At 43.4% G+C, this 19,455-nt stretch carries 18 protein-coding genes; 6 read left to right on the plus strand and 12 right to left on the minus strand.

All coding sequences use genetic code 11. From position 1 onward, the window contains the following. A partial coding sequence (locus ACTS60_RS09005) for a calcium-binding protein (protein ID WP_440887962.1) occupies nt 1-1,778 on the plus strand: 1,778 nt, incomplete at its 5' end. A 54-nt stretch (nt 1,779-1,832) separates the two neighbouring features. Here the strand turns inward: ACTS60_RS09005 and ACTS60_RS09010 are convergent. Both ACTS60_RS09010 and ACTS60_RS09015 read right to left on the minus strand, forming a co-directional pair. Beyond that, nucleotides 1,833-3,026, minus strand: a complete 1,194-nt coding sequence (locus ACTS60_RS09010; RefSeq protein ID WP_010448074.1) for a class I SAM-dependent methyltransferase — start codon at nt 3,024-3,026, stop codon at nt 1,833-1,835. A gap of 195 nt (nt 3,027-3,221) precedes the next feature. Next, on the minus strand, nt 3,222-4,625 hold the full coding sequence (locus ACTS60_RS09015; protein ID WP_440887963.1) for a methyl-accepting chemotaxis protein: 1,404 nt from the start codon (nt 4,623-4,625) through the stop codon (nt 3,222-3,224). Between the two features lie 91 nt (nt 4,626-4,716). On the opposite strand from ACTS60_RS09015, the gene yccX reads away from it, so the two are divergent. Next, nucleotides 4,717-4,989, plus strand: coding sequence for an acylphosphatase (yccX, locus tag ACTS60_RS09020; RefSeq protein WP_440887964.1), 273 nt, complete (start codon nt 4,717-4,719; stop codon nt 4,987-4,989). 2 nt (nt 4,990-4,991) lie between these two features. Here the strand turns inward: yccX and ACTS60_RS09025 are convergent, their stop codons facing one another. Then, nucleotides 4,992-5,321 carry a TusE/DsrC/DsvC family sulfur relay protein gene (locus ACTS60_RS09025; RefSeq protein ID WP_440887965.1) on the minus strand — a complete coding sequence of 110 codons (330 nt, stop codon included), beginning with the start codon at nt 5,319-5,321 and terminating at the stop codon, nt 4,992-4,994. 423 nt (nt 5,322-5,744) lie between these two features. On the opposite strand from ACTS60_RS09025, the gene ACTS60_RS09030 reads away from it, so the two are divergent. Continuing rightward, nucleotides 5,745-6,101 (plus strand): putative quinol monooxygenase, encoded by a 357-nt coding sequence (locus tag ACTS60_RS09030; protein WP_440887966.1) that lies wholly within the window; start codon nt 5,745-5,747, stop codon nt 6,099-6,101. Between the two features lie 75 nt (nt 6,102-6,176). Here ACTS60_RS09030 and ACTS60_RS09035 read toward each other — a convergent pair whose 3' ends face one another. The 5 genes from ACTS60_RS09035 to ACTS60_RS09055 all read right to left on the minus strand — a co-directional run bounded on the left by ACTS60_RS09035 (nt 6,177) and on the right by ACTS60_RS09055 (nt 11,397). After that, the gene (locus tag ACTS60_RS09035; RefSeq protein ID WP_071236421.1) at nt 6,177-6,839 is read right to left on the minus strand and encodes a Bax inhibitor-1/YccA family protein; all 663 of its coding nucleotides are present in this window, start codon (nt 6,837-6,839) and stop codon (nt 6,177-6,179) included. Nucleotides 6,840-7,218: 379 nt separating this feature from the next. Next, on the minus strand, nt 7,219-7,968 hold the full coding sequence (locus ACTS60_RS09040) for an amino acid ABC transporter ATP-binding protein (protein ID WP_029560978.1): 750 nt from the start codon (nt 7,966-7,968) through the stop codon (nt 7,219-7,221). 23 nt (nt 7,969-7,991) lie between these two features. After that, nucleotides 7,992-9,089, minus strand: a complete 1,098-nt coding sequence (locus tag ACTS60_RS09045) for an amino acid ABC transporter permease (protein ID WP_440887967.1) — start codon at nt 9,087-9,089, stop codon at nt 7,992-7,994. A gap of 1 nt (nt 9,090) precedes the next feature. Beyond that, nucleotides 9,091-10,296, minus strand: a complete 1,206-nt coding sequence (locus ACTS60_RS09050; RefSeq protein WP_440887968.1) for an amino acid ABC transporter permease — start codon at nt 10,294-10,296, stop codon at nt 9,091-9,093. A 72-nt stretch (nt 10,297-10,368) separates the two neighbouring features. Continuing rightward, nucleotides 10,369-11,397, minus strand: a complete 1,029-nt coding sequence (locus ACTS60_RS09055) for an amino acid ABC transporter substrate-binding protein (protein WP_440887969.1) — start codon at nt 11,395-11,397, stop codon at nt 10,369-10,371. A 462-nt stretch (nt 11,398-11,859) separates the two neighbouring features. Between ACTS60_RS09055 and ACTS60_RS09060 the strand changes: the two genes are divergently transcribed. Then, entirely contained in the window at nt 11,860-12,780 is a 921-nt protein-coding gene (locus tag ACTS60_RS09060; protein ID WP_440887970.1) for a precorrin-2 dehydrogenase/sirohydrochlorin ferrochelatase family protein, read from the plus strand. Nucleotides 12,781-12,882: 102 nt separating this feature from the next. Here the strand turns inward: ACTS60_RS09060 and ACTS60_RS09065 are convergent, their stop codons facing one another. Continuing rightward, complete coding sequence (locus tag ACTS60_RS09065) at nt 12,883-13,365, minus strand: YajQ family cyclic di-GMP-binding protein (RefSeq protein WP_440887971.1); 483 nt, start codon at nt 13,363-13,365, stop codon at nt 12,883-12,885. A 32-nt stretch (nt 13,366-13,397) separates the two neighbouring features. Continuing rightward, on the minus strand, nt 13,398-14,450 hold the full coding sequence (locus tag ACTS60_RS09070; RefSeq protein WP_440887972.1) for a 3-deoxy-7-phosphoheptulonate synthase: 1,053 nt from the start codon (nt 14,448-14,450) through the stop codon (nt 13,398-13,400). A gap of 311 nt (nt 14,451-14,761) precedes the next feature. Here ACTS60_RS09070 and ACTS60_RS09075 point away from each other — a divergent pair, with 311 nt between their 5' ends. Further along, entirely contained in the window at nt 14,762-15,253 is a 492-nt protein-coding gene (locus ACTS60_RS09075; protein WP_440887973.1) for a DUF4442 domain-containing protein, read from the plus strand. Nucleotides 15,254-15,270: 17 nt separating this feature from the next. On the opposite strand, the gene ACTS60_RS09080 is transcribed toward ACTS60_RS09075, so the two are convergent. Continuing rightward, on the minus strand, nt 15,271-16,623 hold the full coding sequence (locus tag ACTS60_RS09080; protein WP_440887974.1) for a hypothetical protein: 1,353 nt from the start codon (nt 16,621-16,623) through the stop codon (nt 15,271-15,273). 170 nt (nt 16,624-16,793) lie between these two features. Between ACTS60_RS09080 and ACTS60_RS09085 the strand changes: the two genes are divergently transcribed. Next, the gene (locus ACTS60_RS09085; protein WP_440887975.1) at nt 16,794-17,627 is read left to right on the plus strand and encodes a CvfB family protein; all 834 of its coding nucleotides are present in this window, start codon (nt 16,794-16,796) and stop codon (nt 17,625-17,627) included. Nucleotides 17,628-17,974: 347 nt separating this feature from the next. Here the strand turns inward: ACTS60_RS09085 and rsmF are convergent, their stop codons facing one another. After that, the gene (gene rsmF, locus ACTS60_RS09090) at nt 17,975-19,411 is read right to left on the minus strand and encodes a 16S rRNA (cytosine(1407)-C(5))-methyltransferase RsmF (protein ID WP_440887976.1); all 1,437 of its coding nucleotides are present in this window, start codon (nt 19,409-19,411) and stop codon (nt 17,975-17,977) included. Nucleotides 19,412-19,455: the final 44 nt, after the last annotated feature.

Here is a 19,455-nt window from a genome sequence, read left to right on the forward strand (position 1 = left end):
ATGACACACCTGTGATCACAGAAGTGTCTTTGGTTGGTGAGACCGTGCCTGAAGGTCAAGCAGCTGAATTTAAAGTGACGTTAAGTAACGCCAGCAGCAGCGATCAAACCTACACGATTGGCTTAGTCAATGGCACCGCCGACGATGATGATTACGACACCAACGTGTCCAACATTGTGTTCAGTGATGGCGTGACCTACGACGCCAATAGCGGACAAATCACCGTTCCAGCGGGCGTCACCATGTTCACCTCAACAGTGGATACCACGCAAGACACCATTGACGAGCCGGATGAAACCTTCCTCTTAGAAGTAGGAGGCGTACAAGGTACAGCAACTATTGTTGATGATGATCTACCAAACACTCCTCCTACTGCACGTGATTTCAATATCTTATTAGACATTGAGGAAGGAATTTTTCCAGTTCAAGATATTGATTTTGATGGTGTAACCCTTTCTGGACATCAAAGAGTAGAAGATTTAGAAGATGATGCTATCACTGCGAATGATAGCGATATAGAAATAAAAATCGTTGAACTTCCTTCATTTGGTGAGCTTTTCTTCGTAGATGAGAACAACCAAGAAGTCATTATCGATCAAGACTTTTTAAACGATTCTTCTAGCAAATTGTATGAAAATACTGAAGTGAAGTATCGCTTAACAGAAGACTTTTTTGATGAGCAGAGTTTTGACTCACAAGATTTATTGGATGAGTTTGACAAAGACTTCCTAGCGGATTCAGTTGATGTGAATGGGTTAAGCTTTTATGGAGGAACGATCGATAACACTGGCGAGTTTGTAAATAATGCTCAAATCAAAGTTGATTTTGCTGCTCACCAAGTAGGCTTAGTTGTTGTGTCACCAGAAGAAACTGGTCAAGGTGATGAAATCAGTACCAGTGAGTTTATTGCCATTGATCTCGATGACGGTCTTGAAGCGAAAGAAGCAAGGTTAAATTTGGCCAGCTTGAATGATCGGTTTAATAGTGGTGCTGCATGGATAAACGTTTATCTTTACATGGATGGGGTTCTAGCTGAAACCCAAGTTATTCAAACTGATGACATTGTATTTACCGGAAACCAACAGGGCTTTGCTACGGTCGCTATTAGTAGCGGTAGCTTTGACGAAATTCGTTTGTTCCCAGAGACCGATAGCGCGAGTGATAAAGCAAGTTTTACATTAGTAGGTACACAGATTACGAGCTTTAATAATGTAAATGATTCATTTGATTATCAAGCGGTTGATTCAGGAGGGCTCACAAGCACTGATACTGCAACGGTTGATATCGAGTTCTCCAATGTGTCTGTAGATGCTGTAGAGGTGTCTGCAGTTCAAGTAGCAACAATGCAAGCTAACAATATGGTTCAAGGTACTGATCAAGATGATACGTTGGTCGGTACGGATGGCAATGACATATTGAACGGTGGGCTAGGAGACGATGTGCTTACTGGAGGGGGCGGCAACGATGTCTTTAAATGGACACAGATGGATAATGCTACGGATACGGTAACCGATTTTGGTGATGGAGATTCTTTAGATTTTGTAGATTTGTTTGATGGTATCGCAGAAAGTGATTTATCTGTATTGTTAGATGATCTGAGCTCTGGTGATTATGCTGGGCAAGTTGATGATATTTCGGTATCTGTAACGGATGATGGCGTTAACTCGACGTTAACTATTAACAAAGATGGTCAACAACTCGAAGTCAACTTTGATGGCGCATCTGCCGCAGATATTGCAAACAGCCTCATTAGTAATCTCGAACAACTAAGAGAATAAAAAAACGGAGCGCAAGCTCCGTTTTTGAATTTTAAATCAAGTTTTAATCAGCGATTAAAGTACCTTACACGCAAAGCCTTTTAGGTAGAAACCTTCAGGGTATGCAGTATCGGTAGGGTGGTCAGCAGCTTGCTCAAAGCGCTCTACGAATTTTACTTGGCGATTAGCATCTACTGCTGCATCAGCGATGATTTTTTGGAACAGAACTTGATCCATTAAACCAGAGCAAGAGTAGGTCAGAAGTGTGCCACCAGGCTTAAGAATTTGCATTGCTAACATATTGATGTCTTTATAACCACGGCATGCACCATTCAGTTGTGCTTTGCTTTCAGCAAATTTTGGTGGATCCATGATCACAACATCGAACTTTGTGCCTTGGTCGCGGTATTCGCGCAGCAGCTTGAATACGTCTGCATTTAGGAACACTGCGCGCTTTTTCGAGATATCAAACTCATTAAGCTCGGCGTTAAACTTCGCTGTATCCAGTGCAGGTTGGGATACGTCTGCGTTAATAACTCGCTTTGCGCCGCCTTTTAGTGCGTATAGACCAAAACCGCCAGTGTAAGAGAAACAGTTGAGAACTTCTTTGTTCTTCATGTATTTCACAGCTTGCTGGCGGCTATCGCGTTGGTCTAGGTAGAAACCTGTTTTATGGCCGCCAACGATATCTACGCTGATCTTCACGCCGTTTTCTTCAATAACCACTGATTTTGGTGGCTCTTCACCGTGTAACACACCAGTCGTTTCTTTCAGACCTTCTTTCTTACGTACTGCTACATCTGAACGCTCGTAAACGTTGCAATCAGGGAAACATTCCACTAGCGCATCAACGATCGCTTGCTTGTTGTATTCTGCACCTGCACTTAACAGCTGACACACGAAGAAGTTTTGATAGCGGTCGATTGTAACGCCAGGTAGGCCGTCAGATTCCGCTGCGATCAGACGATAACCAGTCAGACCATCGCGCTCGATAACGTCTTCACGAAGAAGTTGAGCGTTGTTGAAACGCTTAACGAAGAACGTTTTGTTGATCTCTTCTTTTTCAAAACTCCAGATACGCGCTCGAATTTGAGAAGCAGGCGAGTATGCAGCTTTAGCTAGCCATTTTCCGTCGTGAGTGAATACATCAACGGTTTCGCCAAGAGCTGGTTCGCCCTCAACTTTACTGATGCCTCGAGAGAAGATCCAAGGGTGCTTACGCTTTACCGATTTCTCACGACCTTTAACCAAATAGATAGCAGCTGTCATTTCTTTAGCTCTTGTTGAATTTTGAAAGGGGCGTATTGTCCGGGATGTTGCCCGCAAAAGCAATATCCATCGATAATCCAGTCATTTGCTGAAGTTTCATTTTCAGCTCGATGCGCAAAGCTGACGGGGAATACTCCTGTGCAATGGAAACAAAAAAAGGGCCACCGAAGTGACCCTATATTTTTCAACTTATAACTAAGCTTTAAGTCCTGTCAGTAGAGACTCCATTGTGTCACTCTGAGCACGGAGTTGTTCAACATTTTGAGACGTTGTGCTGATCATATTACACACGTTATTTGCTTGAACACGAACTTCTTCTACGCTTGAGGCAATGTTGTCTGCAACCACGCCTTGCTCTTCCGCAGCAGTTGCAATCTGAATGCTGCTGTCAGAGATAGTTTGGTTCTTATCTGCTAGTGAGCCGATCTCGTGATTTACTTCTGCCATCAGAGTTTGGCCTTCGTTGGCGTTATGCACCGTTACTTCCATCAGCTTAGTGAGCGATTGGCTGTTACGTTGTAGCGCCTCAATCATCGCTTGAATTTCAACCGTTGCTTGCTGAGTACGTCCTGCAAGAGCACGAACTTCATCAGCAACGACGGCAAAGCCACGACCTTGTTCGCCTGCACGTGCCGCTTCGATAGCCGCATTCAGTGCAAGTAGGTTAGTTTGCTCAGAAATACCATTAATGGTTGTAACCACTTCATCGATTTGTGCTGCGTTTGCATCTAATTCTTCAACCGCTTGAGACGCAGATTGGATCTCAGTCGATAGATTTGAGATAGAGTGAAGAGTATTTTCTACTTTCACCTGACCAGACTGCGCAACGCTGCGAGCATCTTCAGTCTGTGTGCTTGAACTGTGTGCCAGTGTTGCCACTTCACGAATAGTCGATGCCATTTGTTCTGTTGCACTAGCTAGAGAGTTGAGGTGCTCTTGCTGTGTATTCGAGATTTCAGAGCTGTTTTGAATCGATAGGTTAAGATCAGAACTGATTTGCTGCATCAGCGCGACAGATTCTTGAATAGACTGAACCATCTTTTGTTCACGATCTGCCACTTTATCGATAGTGATTGCAATTTCACTGAACTCATCACGAACACGGAAGAAGTTCATACGTGCGGTTAGATCACCATCCGCTAGCGTGTTTAGTGCTTTATTCATTGTGAACATTGCGCCGCCGATGAACGTCATGATGTAGTAAACACCAAGCGCAATGATGAAAAGCGTCACAAGGATGATGCTTACTTGAGTGGTTGAAAGTGCTGTCCAGAGTGACTGGTCATGATTAGCAACCAGACTGAATGTGCCGTTCATTACTGACACCGAGTCGGGCCCAGAACCAAGAGTAATCGTATCTGAACTCGCGATTAGACTGGCAACTTGAGATTGCGAGAGATTGCCTGCTTCAATCAAGCCTTTCATCAGCATCAACTCTTCTTGGTACAAATCAGAGATGAGTGAGTTAGCGGCACTGTTCAAAACAAGAGTGAGGATGACTAATGCGAGGAGCGGAAGGAAGAAGAGCAAATAGAACTTTTCCTGAATCTTTAAGTGGATAAGGTATTTATCTATCCAACGGAAAGGAATTTCTTTCATAATTATTATAACCATATAAAAAACCCACTATCCTTAGTGGGGTAAATAGACGTTAATAATATATCACCCAAATATAGGGAGCGGTATACGGATGGTACTAAAGTGTGAGAAGTTTCAGATTGTAGGTCACGTTCAGGGTGTAGGTTTTAGATACCACACGTCACATCAAGGCTTGAAGTTAGGTTTAACTGGATACGCAAAGAACTTAAATAATGGTGATGTTGAAGTGATAGCTTGTGGTACAGAGGAGCAGATTTCTGCTTTTTCAGCATGGTTAGAGGAAGGGCCGCGGACAGCAACAGTAGATCGAGTTACTCAGGAAAGTGTGTCTTACAAACCTTTCCGCGGCTTTAAAATCTTATAATTTTACAAACATTTCGCTGGCTTAGGCAGGCCAGCTAGTTTAGTTGCTTGTTTCGCTGGTCCTTTCTTGAAAAGCTTGAAAAGGTATTTGCTGTTACCTTTCTCTGGACCGTGTGCTTTTTCCATTGCTTTTACCAACATTCTTACTGCAGGAGATGTGTTGAACTCTTCGTAAAAATCACGAACGAAGTGAACCACTTCTAAATGCGCATCGGTAAGCTCGATTTCTTCATCTTTTGCTAGAAGCTCAATCATGCCTTCTTCCCACAGAGTGTGGTCAAGTAGGTAGCCTTGAGCGTCAGTTTCAATTTCTTTGCCGTTGTAAACGAACATAGCCCTGTTTCCGCTAAGTAACCATTGATACATATAGGGTAGCGTAGAGGCTGGCTTATGCTCAACAAAAGAATCTTATCTGTCGTCTGAGCGAATCAAATTCGTACAGTGGGTTGGATTGTTGATGACAAGAAGTGAGTGCCGTCTAGTTCTAGCGTCTTATTCACTGAAATGTAAATATATTCATTTAGTTAGAAAATTCTCGGGGTCAGTATTTTGACTTTTGCATGATTATGCTGAATGAAGAATAGTGAGACTGTTTTAATTAGGGGAACCTGGTGCCGTTGTCATTAAGTTTTATTAGTACCGACTTTATCTAAGTATAGCTGTCGATGTCTATCGCACTTTATCAGTACTGAGGGTGAAGTTTCTTAGTATTCGGTTACCTTTTTGATAGCCCCACTCAACAAGTAAGGAAATCGAATGACAAGTCGCGTCTATGTTTTAGCTCAATTTAAACCAAAGGATGGAAAGGAAGTCGAGTTGTTTGAAGTACTCAAAGCCTTGGAGCCAGATTCATATCGAGAAGAGGGATGCATTCAATATATGCTCACTCGACAAATTGATCACCCGAGTGCAATGAGAAATGATTACTCAATAGTGTTCAATGAAATTTGGGAGGATGCAGATTCTTGGTCAGCGCATGGACGTAGAAAGCAGATTCAGCAATTCTTTGAAACCCAAGTCAAAGCTGAAACTGGATTAGTCGAAGATGTGATTGTTACGGCATATAGTGACGAAGGCTTTCATTACGATGAACCTATTTATGGACCAGAGTAGTTGCTGCTAAAAAGCGTAAAGAAAAAGCCCGAAGCATAACTTCGGGCTTTTGAGTTTTGAAATCAACCTAACAGATTAATCGTCGTTCATGATACCTAGGATGCTTAGTAGGCTGATGAAGATATTGTAGATTGATACATACAGCGTGATTGTCGCTGAGATGTAGTTTGTTTCACCACCACGGATGATGCCTTGTGTGGTCATCAAAATAGCCATGGTTGAGAACACGATGAATAAGCTGCTCATTGCTAGGTGTAGGATAGTCGATTGGATAAAGATGCTCGCAATCATACCTACGACTAGAACAACGAATAGTGACAGCATTAGGCCACCCATCATAGATAGGTCGCGTTTAGTCGTTAGTGCGTAAGCAGAAGCCGCCATGAATGACAGAGCGGTACCACCAAGAGCAGTAAGAACAACGTCGCCCATGCCAGCGCCGATGTACATGTTCAGGATTGGACCAATGGTGTAACCCAAGAAACCCGTGAATAGGAATGTGAATACAAGACCAAGGCTGTTGTTGCGGTTTTTCTCAGTCAAGAATAGTAGGCCGTAGAAACCAACCAACATCAGAATAATACCTGGACGCGGCAAGTTAAACGCCATTGAAACGCCAGCTACCAGTGCTGACCATAGTAAAGTCATTGAAAGTAGTGCATATGTATTACGCAATACTTTGTTGGTTTGTAGAGCACTCTCTTGAGTAGTAGTGCGTGAAAACATAGGACTGTTCATAATCTTCCTCTATAAGGGACCGTCTTATCTTTGATATATAGACATATATGGGCCCGAAAGTTCAATAAATCAAGCCCGACACGTCTATCTCTAGAACAAAATAATAATAGAAATAGTGTGTTATGTATGCGGCAACTTGTAACACAATATTACCACCTTGCATAGCTAAGAATGGCCTAGTACCTAAAGTGATGAAGGCCAGTCCACGAAGTGTTTGTAAGATAGTGTAAATTTACTACGTATTGAATCAACTGGATTTTCGTAACTTTGGGTTTAAGCGCGTTGTTGAATAAAGAAAAGCGCTGATTTTTACTCCAGCGCTTAGGTTTCTCAGTATCTTTCACTCCACTTGGTTTGTAGAGTTGGCGCAACTCCACGATTAATGATGGAGAATTTGAGCCAAGAAGTTCTGAGTTCGATCCGATTGTGGGTTTTCAAAGAAGTCGACTGGGTTGTTTTCTTCAATGATTTCGCCAGCATCCATAAAGATAACGCGATCTGCTACTTCTTTTGCAAAGCCCATCTCGTGCGTAACACAAAGCATGGTCATGCCTTCTTCTGCCAGCTCGACCATAACATCTAAAACCTCACGCACCATCTCAGGATCGAGTGCTGAAGTTGGTTCATCAAATAGCATCACTTTTGGGTTCATGCACAGTGAACGAGCAATTGCTACGCGTTGTTGCTGACCACCAGAAAGCTGACCAGGATACTTGTCGGCTTGATCTGGGATCTTAACGCGCTCTAGGTACTGCATTGCGATTGATTCAGCCTCTTCTTTGGGCATCTTCTTCACCCAGATTGGTGCGAGAGTGCAGTTCTCTAATACTGTAAGGTGAGGGAATAGGTTGAAGTGCTGAAAACACATACCCACTTCACGGCGAACCGCTTCGATGTTCTTCAGATCTTCTGTGAGTTCAGTGCCCGAGACATAGATGCTGCCAGCTTGATGTTCTTCCAAACGGTTGATGCAGCGAATCATGGTCGACTTACCTGAGCCAGAAGGCCCACAAATAACAATCTTTTCGCCTTTTTTTACATCTAAGTTGATGTTCTTTAGTACGTGAAACTCACCATACCACTTGTTCATGTCCTTCAACTGGATCATATAGTCTTGTTGTTGCGTCATAATACGTCCTTGATCTTGATGAGTTATCGTTTGTGACCGGTATGCAGTTTGTTTTCAAGCCATATCGAGTAACGCGACATGCCGAAACAAAATACCCAAAACACTAACGCGACAAATACATAACTTTCAGTTGCGAAGCCTAACCATTCCGGGTCGGTATTCGCGGCTTGTCCTATGCCCAATACGTCAAACATACCGATAATAAGCACAAGACTGGTATCTTTAAACAGGCCGATGAACGTGTTCACGATTGAAGGGATAGTGATCTTCAGCGCCTGCGGCAAAATAATCAGTCCCATTTTCTTCCAATAGCTAAGACCAAGAGCATCTGCCGCTTCATATTGTCCTTTCGGAATCGCTTGCAAGCCACCACGCACTACCTCCGCCATGTATGCGGCACTGAACATAACCACACCTATTAGCGCACGGACCAGCTTGTCTGTTTCAGAGCCTTCTGCCAAAAATAGAGGTAACATCACTGACGCCATGAACAGCACTGTGATAAGTGGAACACCACGCCATACTTCGATGTAAATGGTGCTAATACTGCGAATGATCGGCATATCTGAACGTCGACCGAGTGCTAAGGCAACACCAATAGGTAGCGATACTACGATACCAACGAGTGCGATGATTAAGGTAACTAATAGACCGCCCCATTTGTGTGTCTCAACTACTTCAAGACCAAACACACCACCGTATAGTAGAGCAGCGATGATGAACGGATAGATGTTAACAAAGAACAGCCATATCCAAATACGTTTTGGTGTTTTCTCGTACGCTAGCAACGCAGTAAAGATCGCTAATGTGATGTAGAAAAGGCGAGGGCGCCATAGTTCAGACTCAGGATAGAAGCCATACATGAACTGCTCCCAGCGAACACTGATGAACACCCAACATGCGCCTTCGCGGCTACAATCGTCACGTGTACTGCCAACCCAATCGGCGTTGATGAACGCCCAATCGGCAATGTTCCAGAGTGCAGAAAACACAATGTAAGCAAGGATGAGTGTTACAATGGAGTTTGTTGGACCATTGAACAGGTTTTTGCGCAGCCAACCTACTACACCAACAGTATTTGCTGGCGGCGGGAGATCAGGCTGAAATTGATGTGTGCTCATATTATCTCTCCACCAGCGCAACTTTGCGGTTATATAAGTTCATCAACGCAGAAGTCACCAAACTCAACGTCAAGTAAACGCCCATGGTCATCGCGATAATCTCTATCGCTTGTCCTGTTTGGTTCAGTGTGGTGCCTGCAAATACTGAAACCAAGTCAGGGTAACCAATTGCCATCGCCAAAGAAGAGTTCTTGGTAAGGTTTAAATATTGGCTAGTGAGAGGAGGGATGATAATACGCAGAGCTTGCGGAATGACGACTAACTTTAGCGTCTTAGCGCGAGGCAAGCCGAGCGACATAGCCGCTTCTGTTTGACCATGGCTCACCGCATTAATACCAGAACGTACGATCTCGGCGATAAATGACGCAGTATAGACACTTAGTGCAAGAAGCAGGGCGGCAAGTTCCGGAATGATGCTGATACCACCGCGGAAGTTAAAGCCTTTTAATTCTGGGTATTGCAGTGAAATAGGCATGCCAGCTAAGAAGTATACAACCAAAGGAAGTACAACAACTAAACCAAGTACAATTCTGCCCATCGGCGTTTGTTGACCTGTTAAGCGCTGCTTATTGTTAGCCCATATATTGATCAAAATACTCGCGATGACACCAAAGACAAACACTGCGATAACAAAACTGCTTCCCGCTTCCATAACAGGTGCAGGGAAGTATAAACCGCGAACATTTAGAAAAATAGCTTCGCCAAGACTCATACTTTGTCTTGGTGATGGGAGGGCTTGAAGAACGGCGAAATACCAAAAGAAAATTTGTAGAAGTAGAGGGATATTTCGGAACGTTTCAATATATACCGCGGCTAATCGACTCACCAACCAGTTAGAGGAAAGGCGCGCGATACCCATGACAAAACCAATTACGGTTGCAAGGATAATACCTAACACTGAAACCAGCGCGGTATTAAGAAGACCCACAACAAACGTACGCCCATAAGAAAAGGTTTCGTCGTATTCAACAAGAGTCAAACCTATCCCAAAGCCTGCTTCTTGGCTTAGGAAACCAAACCCTGTCGCGATACCCCGAGCATCAAGGTTGTTGAGTGCATTGTTGATGATTGTATAGAAGAAAAATACCAGTGCAGCGATAGCAATGATCTGGAAAAGAGCAGAACGAAAGGCTGGATTGTATATCAGGCTTTTACTTCCGCTTGGTTTGGACATCGTACTTGGCGATGCATCATTCGTCGGTTTCATACAGCGATAACCTCAAACCCTTATTTATTCACGAAAAAGGGCGGCATAAACCGCCCTGTGATAATCGTTGTATTAGCGGATAGGTGGCGCGTACATGAAGCCACCAGCATTCCAAAGTGCGTTGACACCACGGGAAATTTGCAGTGGTGAACCTGTACCAACCGTACGCTCAAAGCTTTCACCGTAGTTACCAACTTGTTTGATAACTTGGTAGCCCCAATCGTCGCGAATACCCAGTCCTTTACCCTTTGGACCATCCACGCCAAGAATACGCTTGATGTTTGGATCTTTTGATTTCAACACCTCATCAGCATTTTTCGAGGTAATGCCATATTCTTCCGCGTTCACCATTGCAGATAGAGTCCACTTCGCGATATTGAACCACTGATCATCACCTTGACGAACTACTGGGCCCAGCGGCTCCTTCGAAATGATTTCTGGTAGAACCGTTGCAGCAGCGGGATCTTTTAGATTTAAGCGAAGAGCATAAAGGCCGGATTGGTCAGTCGTTAATACGTCACAGCGGCCAGCATCGAAGCCTTTAGAAGTTTGAGCAGCAGTATCAAAGACTACAGGCTTGTAGGCCATACCTTGGTTGCGGAAGTAGTCTGCGAGGTTTAGCTCAGTAGTGGTACCCGATTGCACACATACAGACGCGCCATCAAGATCTTTAGCGCTAGAAACGCCAAGGTCTTTCATTACCATGAAACCCTGACCGTCATAGTAGTTTACACCAACAAAATTTAGACCAAGAGCGGTGTCACGGTGCAGTGTCCAGGTAGTGTTTCGTGAAAGTACATCGATCTCACCCGACTGAAGTGCAGTAAAACGTTCTTTTGCAGTTAGGGGGACATATTTAACTTTCGTTTTATCCCCAAGAACGGCAGCTGCCAATGCTTGGCAATATTCTACGTCGATACCTTCCCATTCACCTTTTGAATTTGGGTTAGAGAAACCAGGTAGACCAGTACTTACACCACAAGTAAGAAAGCCTTGTTTTGTCACTTTGTCCAGAGTAGTGTCTGCAGCTTGTGCTGATGTTGCCATCATTGCAGTAGAAGCCGCTACGACGGAAGCAAGAATTGTTAGTTTATTTGCCATTTGTATCCTTCCTGTATGATCCATGTTTAATCAGGAGCGACCTGATACAACGTGTCCTATTTTGTTTATGTTATGGTCCTACGTGATTGATTTGCGAAGAAACGGCAATCGTAAAATCAATCCGTTATAAGCGTAGGAAAGGATCTGCTAATTCTCAAACATATAATTTAAAAAGGTTTTTGGAGAGAACTCACAAAGTGCCTAGAGATTTAGAATGACGAAATGTTAATTGTTTGTAAATAGTGCAACTAATGGTCGATTTGGTGCATCAGAACAATCGATCAAAGAGAGCTTAAAACGGAAGGATAAAAGTTTGTTATTAAAACTATCATTAGTGTAGGTTGGCTATGATAGTTAAAATTTTGAACAAAAATTATTTGTGATATCAAAACAAGGTGAACAGGTTGCCCTGTTTTTGGTAGCATGAATTTCGGTAGTTATTTGAAGTGATCATGGATTGAAATGCGATATTTTCCTCTGTTCTTAGATTTAGTTGATAAACCCGTGCTGGTTGTTGGCGGTGGTGAAGTCGCCAGCCGTAAAGTGGAAGCTTTACTTAAAGCAGGGGCTGACGTCACCATTGTATCCCCGAGCTTGGTCGATTTTCTTGCAAAATTGGCAAACGATCACCAAGTGCGTTGGGTTCAGCGCTTCTACTCTAGTGACGTTGTCACCAGCTTGTTTGTTCAAGTTTGGGCGACAACGGATAATCCGGCACTGAATCACCAAGTTTATAAAGATGCTAAGGCGTTGGGCATTTTAGTGAACGTCGTAGACGACAAGCCTTACTGTGATTTCATTACGCCTTCGATGATTAATCGAGGTCGCATTCAAATTGCTATCTCTAGTGGTGGTGCTTCACCTGTCTTGATTCGAAACATTCGTGAAAAGCTAGAAGCTATCTTGCCGCAGAACATGGGCCTGATGGCAGAGTTTGCTAATTCAAAGCGCAACTCGATTAAGGAAGCACTGCCTAGTGTCGATTTACGTCGTAAATTCTGGGAGAGTTATTTCTCACACCCAGACGTCGAAAATGCACGTGATAACCGTGAACTTGAAACCATTTACCAACAAATAATGGCGAAGCCTCTGGATAACCAAGGAACCTGCACTTGGATTCAAGTTGGTAAAGATGTCGAAATGCTGCCGATCAAAGCTGTACGCTATATGCAGCAAGCAGAACTCGCTTTGTATTCGACAAAATGCGAGTCGGATGTGATGGAATTAGTGAGAAGAGATGCTGAGCGTGAGCCATTCTCGAATGCGGCTGAGCTTTCCAATATGCTGCGAAAAGCAAAAGAAGAACATTTACGTGTCTGTGTTTTTGTTCCACAGGGGACAAGTGAGTTTTCTTTATTACAAGGGAAAGACTTAGTTATTTAGTGGGTTCAACTAGGCTATTTACACAAAAACGCCGACGAAAACCTCGTCGGCGTTTTTATTTTACTTTTCCTATCCGCTTACACGAATATTAGAAGTGCGCGATTAATCACGGAAGTTGTTGTATTGAAATGGAATACCCATCTCTGCTTCACGGATCGCTGCAATCGTCGCTTGTAGGTCATCACGCTTCTTACCAGTAACGCGAACTTTGTCGCCTTGAATAGAAGCCTGTACTTTAAGCTTTGCGTCTTTGATTAGCTTAACCACTTTTTTCGCTGTCGGTGTATCGATACCTTGGCGGAACGCGATGTTTTGGTGCCAGTTCTTACCTGTTGCTTCTGGATTTTTTGCATCCATAGCATTTGCATCGATGTTACGCTTAGCCAAGTGGCTACGTAGGATGTCACGCATTTGCTTAAGCTGGAACTCGCCTTCTGCTGACACTTTTACGTTTTCTTCTACTAGCTCAAAGCTCGCATTCACATTGCGGAAATCGAAACGAGTAGACAGTTCACGGTTGGCATTATCAACCGCGTTACGTAGTTCAACGGTATCGATTTCTGAAACAATATCAAACGATGGCATGAAGATTCCTTGATTATCTTGTTATAGGGAAATTACTTACTGGATTTTACTGCTTCTGCTAACATATCTAGCATAGTCACAGTGTCATCCCAACTCAGACATGGGTCAGTAATAGATTGACCATAAGTAAGGTTGTTAATATCAGTCATTGGCTGATTGCCTTCAATAATGAAGCTCTCTGCCATGATACCAGCAATACGAGTGCTGCCTGACTTAATTTGGTCACAAATGTCTTGTGCTACTTCAATTTGTTTGCGATGTTGCTTTTGGCAGTTAGCGTGGCTGAAGTCGACAATCAAACGTTGTGGCAAGTCAAACTCTGCAAGCGCATCACACGCTTGTTTCACAGATGCTTCATCAAAGTTTGGACCTTTTTCACCACCACGAAGAATGATGTGACCATAAGGATTACCGCTAGTACGGTAAACTGTCATACGTCCATGCTTGTCTGGAGAGTAGAAGTAATGTGATGCTTTTGACGCACGAATCGCATCAATAGCAATTTTCACATTACCGTTTGTGCCGTTCTTGAAGCCAACTGGGCAAGAGAGGGCAGACGCCATTTCACGGTGGATCTGAGACTCTGTGGTGCGAGCGCCGATGGCTCCCCAAGTAATCAGATCTGCAATGTATTGACCAGTGATCATATCAAGAAACTCAGTAGCAGTAGCAAGACCAAGCTTGTTGATATCAAGTAGCAGTTTACGTGCTTTATGAAGGCCCGCCTCAAGTGCGTATGAGCCGTCTAGGTTAGGGTCAGTGATTAGACCTTTCCATCCTACAACGGTACGAGGCTTCTCAAAATAAGTACGCATTACGATAAACAGTTCATCTTTGTACTTATCTTGGATATCAGCAAGGCGCGTTGCGTAGTCGATGGCTGCTTCTGTGTCATGTACAGAACAAGGGCCAACGATAGCAAGAATGCGATCATCTTCGCCTGTAAGAATTTTCTCAATTTGGCGGCGAGATTGAGCTATACGATCCGCGACATCGTCAGTAATTGGATACACGCTTCCAAGCTCTGCGGGTGTAGGCATTGGACCCAATGGTTGGGTTCTCAATTCATCTGTTTTAATAGGCATGTTATAGCTTTTTTCTCTATTGCGAAGCAGTAAAGATAACGGAATTACAGTTAGGAATAAACCGTTTAACGGTATTCTTACCCAGTTAATAGAGAGTTACGTATGAAAAAGTGCGTATTCAGTCGTAGTGCTTATCTATAAATGTCAATTTTGCTCAATACGATCAATGGATAGTGGTTGAGCTTTGGATTAATGCTATTACTTTCAAGCATAGTTGTATCTAACTACAGTTTTTTGTTATTAACATTTCTTTGACATTTAAGGCGTTGGCTGATTAACTGGTCTGACTAGTTTGGTAAGGAGACCAAAAAATGTTGTCAGCAGTGCGTCGTGCGAACTTCTATCTAAATATGTTTGGGTTTACAAAAGTGCCGCTTATTTGGTTATGCAGGCCAAAGATCTTAGCTATTGATGATAAGCATGTTGAAGTCAAAATTCCTCTGAAACGAAGAACAAGAAATCATCTAAATAGTATGTATTTTGGTGCATTAGCGGTTGGTGCTGATGTAGCTGGTGGCTTTCTTGCAATGAGTAAAGCGGAAGAGCAAGGTGAGCGGATCTCATTAGCATTTAAAGGGGTTAAGGCTGAGTTCTTAAAGCGCCCAGAGGGAGACGTTCACTTTGTTTGCCATGACGGGCCTGTTATCGATGACATGTTGCAGAAAACGCTCGAAACCGGGGAGCGCGTTAATCAAGATGTGAAAATTACGGCTTTGTGTCCGAGTTTGCATGGTGATGAGCCCATGGCTGAGTTCTCCCTTACTCTTTCCATAAAAAAAGCAGCTCAAAAACAAGCTGCTTAATGTAATTTATTTACGAGTTAGACTAGGTCGATCTTTTCGATAGAAACAATCTTAGAGCGGTTTAATACTACTTTCCATCGATAATAAACTGGCTCATCGGTGTGGTTGTCTTCTTTGACAATCACATTGAGTAGATGTCGTTTTTCAACAGATTCTTTACTCACTTGGCCATCCGTTAAGCGATAAACACGGTTCGAGCTTTTATCCATAAGACGAATAATTGGACGTAAGCTGAAATTCAAAGTCTCGCGAGTCTGTTCGTAACCACTCAAGAAGAGAGAGGTCGCCATTTCCGTCTTAGCATGGTAGTGAAGGATTTGCTCTTCACGCTGTACGACGCGCTTCTTACGGATATTTTGGATGCGATCGGGCAAGCTTGATAGTGAGCGGTAATCGAGCCATTCCAACTTACGGCCAACGACTTTCTTTGTGGTCGGATCCATGTACTTCTTACGCCACTTTGGTTTACCTTTACGGATCCAACGCCACATCGCATCACGCAGATCATCTTTAAATATCTCACGTAACGCATAGATGAAAGACATAGCAATAATAAATGACGCAGAAATCTCACCTAGATAGTCACGTGCGAGAATAACTGTACTTGTTACAACCACCATCACCAAGCCTGTCGCAATCCCTTTGATTGCGCGCTTGATGTTGTTGCCCATCGACATGGTTTTTTCTCGTAACACGATAGGGTGCTCAATCAAACGCCTTAAGAGACGCATCTTATTCGATAAACGCGTTACGTCTTCAACCACACTTGCAGAGTTGTAATTATTCAATTTACGGTGCGCTTGCTCTTTTTCACACAGGGTAATCAAACGTTCTTTAATTGTGCTGTAATCACCTTCTCGTGGAAGATGAGCAACTAACGACAAAAACTTTTGCTCCGTATACCAAGATAGGTAGTTATCAATATTAACGTAGTAGCGTTTAAGGCTTTCTTCGTAAGGGATCGAACGGCGAAGGCGTTTTAAAATATCTAGCGTTAGCTCAATGACCTCATCCACCTCTTCAGCAGTGACACTGTCACTTTCATGCTTGTTCAACGCAGCTACTGCTTTATCGAGTGCGATGACGTACTGATAGGCAAACAAACTCAGACTGACACGGTATTGCTGGTTAGATAAACGGCCTCGTTTTGCTAAACGACTGTGCACTAGAGGGAGAAGTACTTCAGTGCTGTAATACGAACGTTTTTGGGTGATCGATGTATAGTAGAACTCAGACTCACTGATGATATCAGAGTTCAGTCCCAGTTCTCCAGGGACAAAAAAGTAGATATCAAGATCAAGCGTTTTACTCTTCGCCAATGCGTGGCTAATTTTTAAAGTTATTGAATCTTGTTTATCGACAGTGACCAAGGAAGGCTCCTGATTTTGCTAAAGCAATGTGTACCATATCTAGATAGTTGAATTAACTTAGGCTAGGGAATCGTTGACAATGACAGCATAACAGAGCGGTTTGCTTTTCTCTCTGATTTTCTTGTTAGTTTGGGTATAATTCCCTGTAAATTTAAAAAGAGACAAATTCGATGATTAAAATTGGTCAAATTAACAGCTTAGAAGTCATTAAAACGGCTGATTTTGGCGTATTTCTGGATGGTGAAGATTACGGTTCTGTATTACTGCCTAATAAGCATGTACCTGAAGGCACAGAGTTGGGCGCTCACCTAGATGTATTTCTTTACTTTGATTCAGAAAGTCAGTTAGCTGCGACCATGGATAAGCCAATCGCTCAAGTAGGCGAGTGGGGACTTATGAAGATTGAAGGCATCAGCAATACGGGTGCGTTCGTTAACTGGGGTATCAAAGAGAAAGATCTTCTTATCCCATTCAGCGAGCAACGTGCTCGTTTTACTGCTGGTCAAAACATTCTGGTTTACGTCTACACCGATAAAGCCTCCGGTCGCATCGTTGGTACAACTAAATTCAACAAATGGTTAGATAAAACACCAGCTAACTATGAAGTAAACGAAGAAGTTAACCTCATCATTGCAGAGCGCAGCCAACTGGGTTACAAAGCGATTGTGAACGGTGAGCACTGGGGTATGATTTTCCCATCTGATGTGTTTGGTAAGCTGTTTATCGGTAAGAAGCTAAAAGGCTACATTAAGCAGGTTCGTGAAGACGGAAAAATTGACTTAGCGCTTCAAAAAGTCGGTATTGCGAAGATGGATGACCTATCGAGCAAGATCATGGAACAACTGGAGAAGAAAGGGGGATTCTTGCCTCTTAACGATAAGTCTTCTCCAGAAGCGATTTTTGAAGCGTTCCGCACCAGCAAAGGTACTTATAAAAAGACCATTGGCGGGCTATACAAGGACGGAAAGATCGTTATTGAGAAAGACGGTATCCGTCTGGCTTAACAAGCTTGCTAACCCCTCAGAAAAAGAAGGTTGCTGGTTGAGTTCGTTATAGCGGATAAGCTTTGAGCTCACGTTGACAATACAGCAGCCAAAAAAATGGCCCAAACTCGTCCTTTTTTTGGGCCTAGGGGAAACGGCTCCTTTTAGAGCCTGCGCTAAACTAGTAACCAACGTAGCTTGTTGGTAATAGCTGAGAGAAATGCCTATTCAAAGCGAAGCTTTGATACATTCAGTTTAGTACAGGGCACTCGAATCGCTAGTGAGCTCAGCTCCAATCATGCTTTATAACTAAAAAGCCATCGTAAATACGATGGCTTTTCATTTGTTTATAGGATGTCCATTTGCTACTAAAATAAGTTCTTATCACGTACAAGTTCGCGTGGCAGACCGTTTTTAATGCGATTGCTGACCCATTTCCCAAGACCAATGATCGTGCCTTCATACTTAACTAGAACTTCACCTTTCCCTGTCTTCATATCGGAAGGAATGTTTTGAGGGCGCACGTCTCGTCCCATATACCATTCACGAGCCTCTTCAATAGTCAGCTCAATAGCTTTCTTCTCTGAGCCCGTTGCAAGTGCCGTCGCCACTTGATGTTGCCAGCGATACCCGTTTTTGTGTGCTTCGGCGATTTTTATGCCCATACGAGAGAAGCGCAGTTCACCAATCATTGGCTCTAGCGCGTTAGGAAAAAGCCAAACGTCTTTATCGCGAACCCAAACCGTGCTGTCTTCTGGTAGTTCGATATCCATCGCATTTTGCAACTGTTTGCCAATCTCTGCTGATTCTTTGTTAGATGCCTTCGCAAATGGGAATTTACCCATACGTTTTTTTACTTTTGGTGCTTCTGCTGCTGCAAGTTTACGGATACGAGCCACGAAAAATCCCTCACAGTCATAGACTTGCGGGAAAATGTGTAAGAAGCCTTCTTCTGTCAGCGCCGCTTCGGCATTTGCGAATAGATCTTTTAAGCTTTCGAATTCAACCGCGTCACCAAATGTCTCTTTGAGATGATGACAAACTTGTTGGTTTTCTTCTGTGCTTAGCGTACAGGTTGAATAAACCATCACGCCGCCAGGCTTTAGAGCATGGAACGCACTTTCAATTAGATCTTTCTGCGTGTCTGCAATTTCCACTACAGACGCTTGCGTCCAGTTTTTCATTGCGTCTTCATCTTTACGAACGGTACCTTCACCGGAACATGGCGCATCGAGCAAAACCGCATCAAACTGTTCGGGTAGCCAACCACCAAACACTCGGCCATCGAAGTTACTCAGTGCAGCATTACGTACACCACAACGTTCAATATTCGCGTGTAGCACTTTAACGCGACTCGCTGCGTATTCATTGGCCACCAACACGCCTTCGTTGTTCATCAATGCGGCGATTTGCGTGGTTTTAGAGCCTGGTGCTGCGGCTGTATCTAGAACGGCATCGTACGATTCATCATTCATGAACAGAGCAGAGACTGGCATCATGGAGCTGGCTTCCTGAATGTAGAAAAGCCCAGACATGTGCTCAGCAGTGTTCCCAAGAGGTACAATCGTCTCATCCGCTTCGATCCAAAAACCCGTTTCACACCACGGTACAGGGGAAAGCGTCCATCCTTTTGCTTCTGCGCGCTCTAGAAACGCTTCTACACTTATCTTCAGTGTGTTTACACGAATGCTTTTGCGCAGTGGCTTTTGGCACGATGCGATAAAGTCTTCCATGTTTAGGTGAGCAGGGAGAATAGTTTGGATTTTTTCCAGAAAAGCTTCTGGGATGTAAACATTAGGATGCAAAGTGAAATCTCGATTGCAGAATTTGCTGCAAATAATATACGAAA

The sequence above is a fragment of the Vibrio sp. WZ-1 genome (genome assembly GCF_052037695.1).
Classification (GTDB): domain Bacteria; phylum Pseudomonadota; class Gammaproteobacteria; order Enterobacterales; family Vibrionaceae; genus Vibrio.

Bases quoted from the DNA above. Each gene is read 5' to 3' on its own strand.
- ACTS60_RS09010 (WP_010448074.1), bottom strand. From the start codon at position 3,026: ATGACAGCTGCTATCTATTTGGTTAAAGGTCGTGAGAAATCGGTAAAG.
- ACTS60_RS09015 (WP_440887963.1), bottom strand. From the start codon at position 4,625: ATGAAAGAAATTCCTTTCCGTTGGATAGATAAATACCTTATCCACTTA.
- yccX (WP_440887964.1), top strand. From the start codon at position 4,717: ATGGTACTAAAGTGTGAGAAGTTTCAGATTGTAGGTCACGTTCAGGGT.
- ACTS60_RS09025 (WP_440887965.1), bottom strand. From the start codon at position 5,321: ATGTTCGTTTACAACGGCAAAGAAATTGAAACTGACGCTCAAGGCTAC.
- ACTS60_RS09030 (WP_440887966.1), top strand. From the start codon at position 5,745: ATGACAAGTCGCGTCTATGTTTTAGCTCAATTTAAACCAAAGGATGGA.
- ACTS60_RS09035 (WP_071236421.1), bottom strand. From the start codon at position 6,839: ATGAACAGTCCTATGTTTTCACGCACTACTACTCAAGAGAGTGCTCTA.
- ACTS60_RS09040 (WP_029560978.1), bottom strand. From the start codon at position 7,968: ATGACGCAACAACAAGACTATATGATCCAGTTGAAGGACATGAACAAG.
- ACTS60_RS09045 (WP_440887967.1), bottom strand. From the start codon at position 9,089: ATGAGCACACATCAATTTCAGCCTGATCTCCCGCCGCCAGCAAATACT.
- ACTS60_RS09050 (WP_440887968.1), bottom strand. From the start codon at position 10,296: ATGAAACCGACGAATGATGCATCGCCAAGTACGATGTCCAAACCAAGC.
- ACTS60_RS09055 (WP_440887969.1), bottom strand. From the start codon at position 11,397: ATGGCAAATAAACTAACAATTCTTGCTTCCGTCGTAGCGGCTTCTACT.
- ACTS60_RS09060 (WP_440887970.1), top strand. From the start codon at position 11,860: ATGCGATATTTTCCTCTGTTCTTAGATTTAGTTGATAAACCCGTGCTG.
- ACTS60_RS09065 (WP_440887971.1), bottom strand. From the start codon at position 13,365: ATGCCATCGTTTGATATTGTTTCAGAAATCGATACCGTTGAACTACGT.
- ACTS60_RS09070 (WP_440887972.1), bottom strand. From the start codon at position 14,450: ATGCCTATTAAAACAGATGAATTGAGAACCCAACCATTGGGTCCAATG.
- ACTS60_RS09075 (WP_440887973.1), top strand. From the start codon at position 14,762: ATGTTGTCAGCAGTGCGTCGTGCGAACTTCTATCTAAATATGTTTGGG.
- ACTS60_RS09085 (WP_440887975.1), top strand. From the start codon at position 16,794: ATGATTAAAATTGGTCAAATTAACAGCTTAGAAGTCATTAAAACGGCT.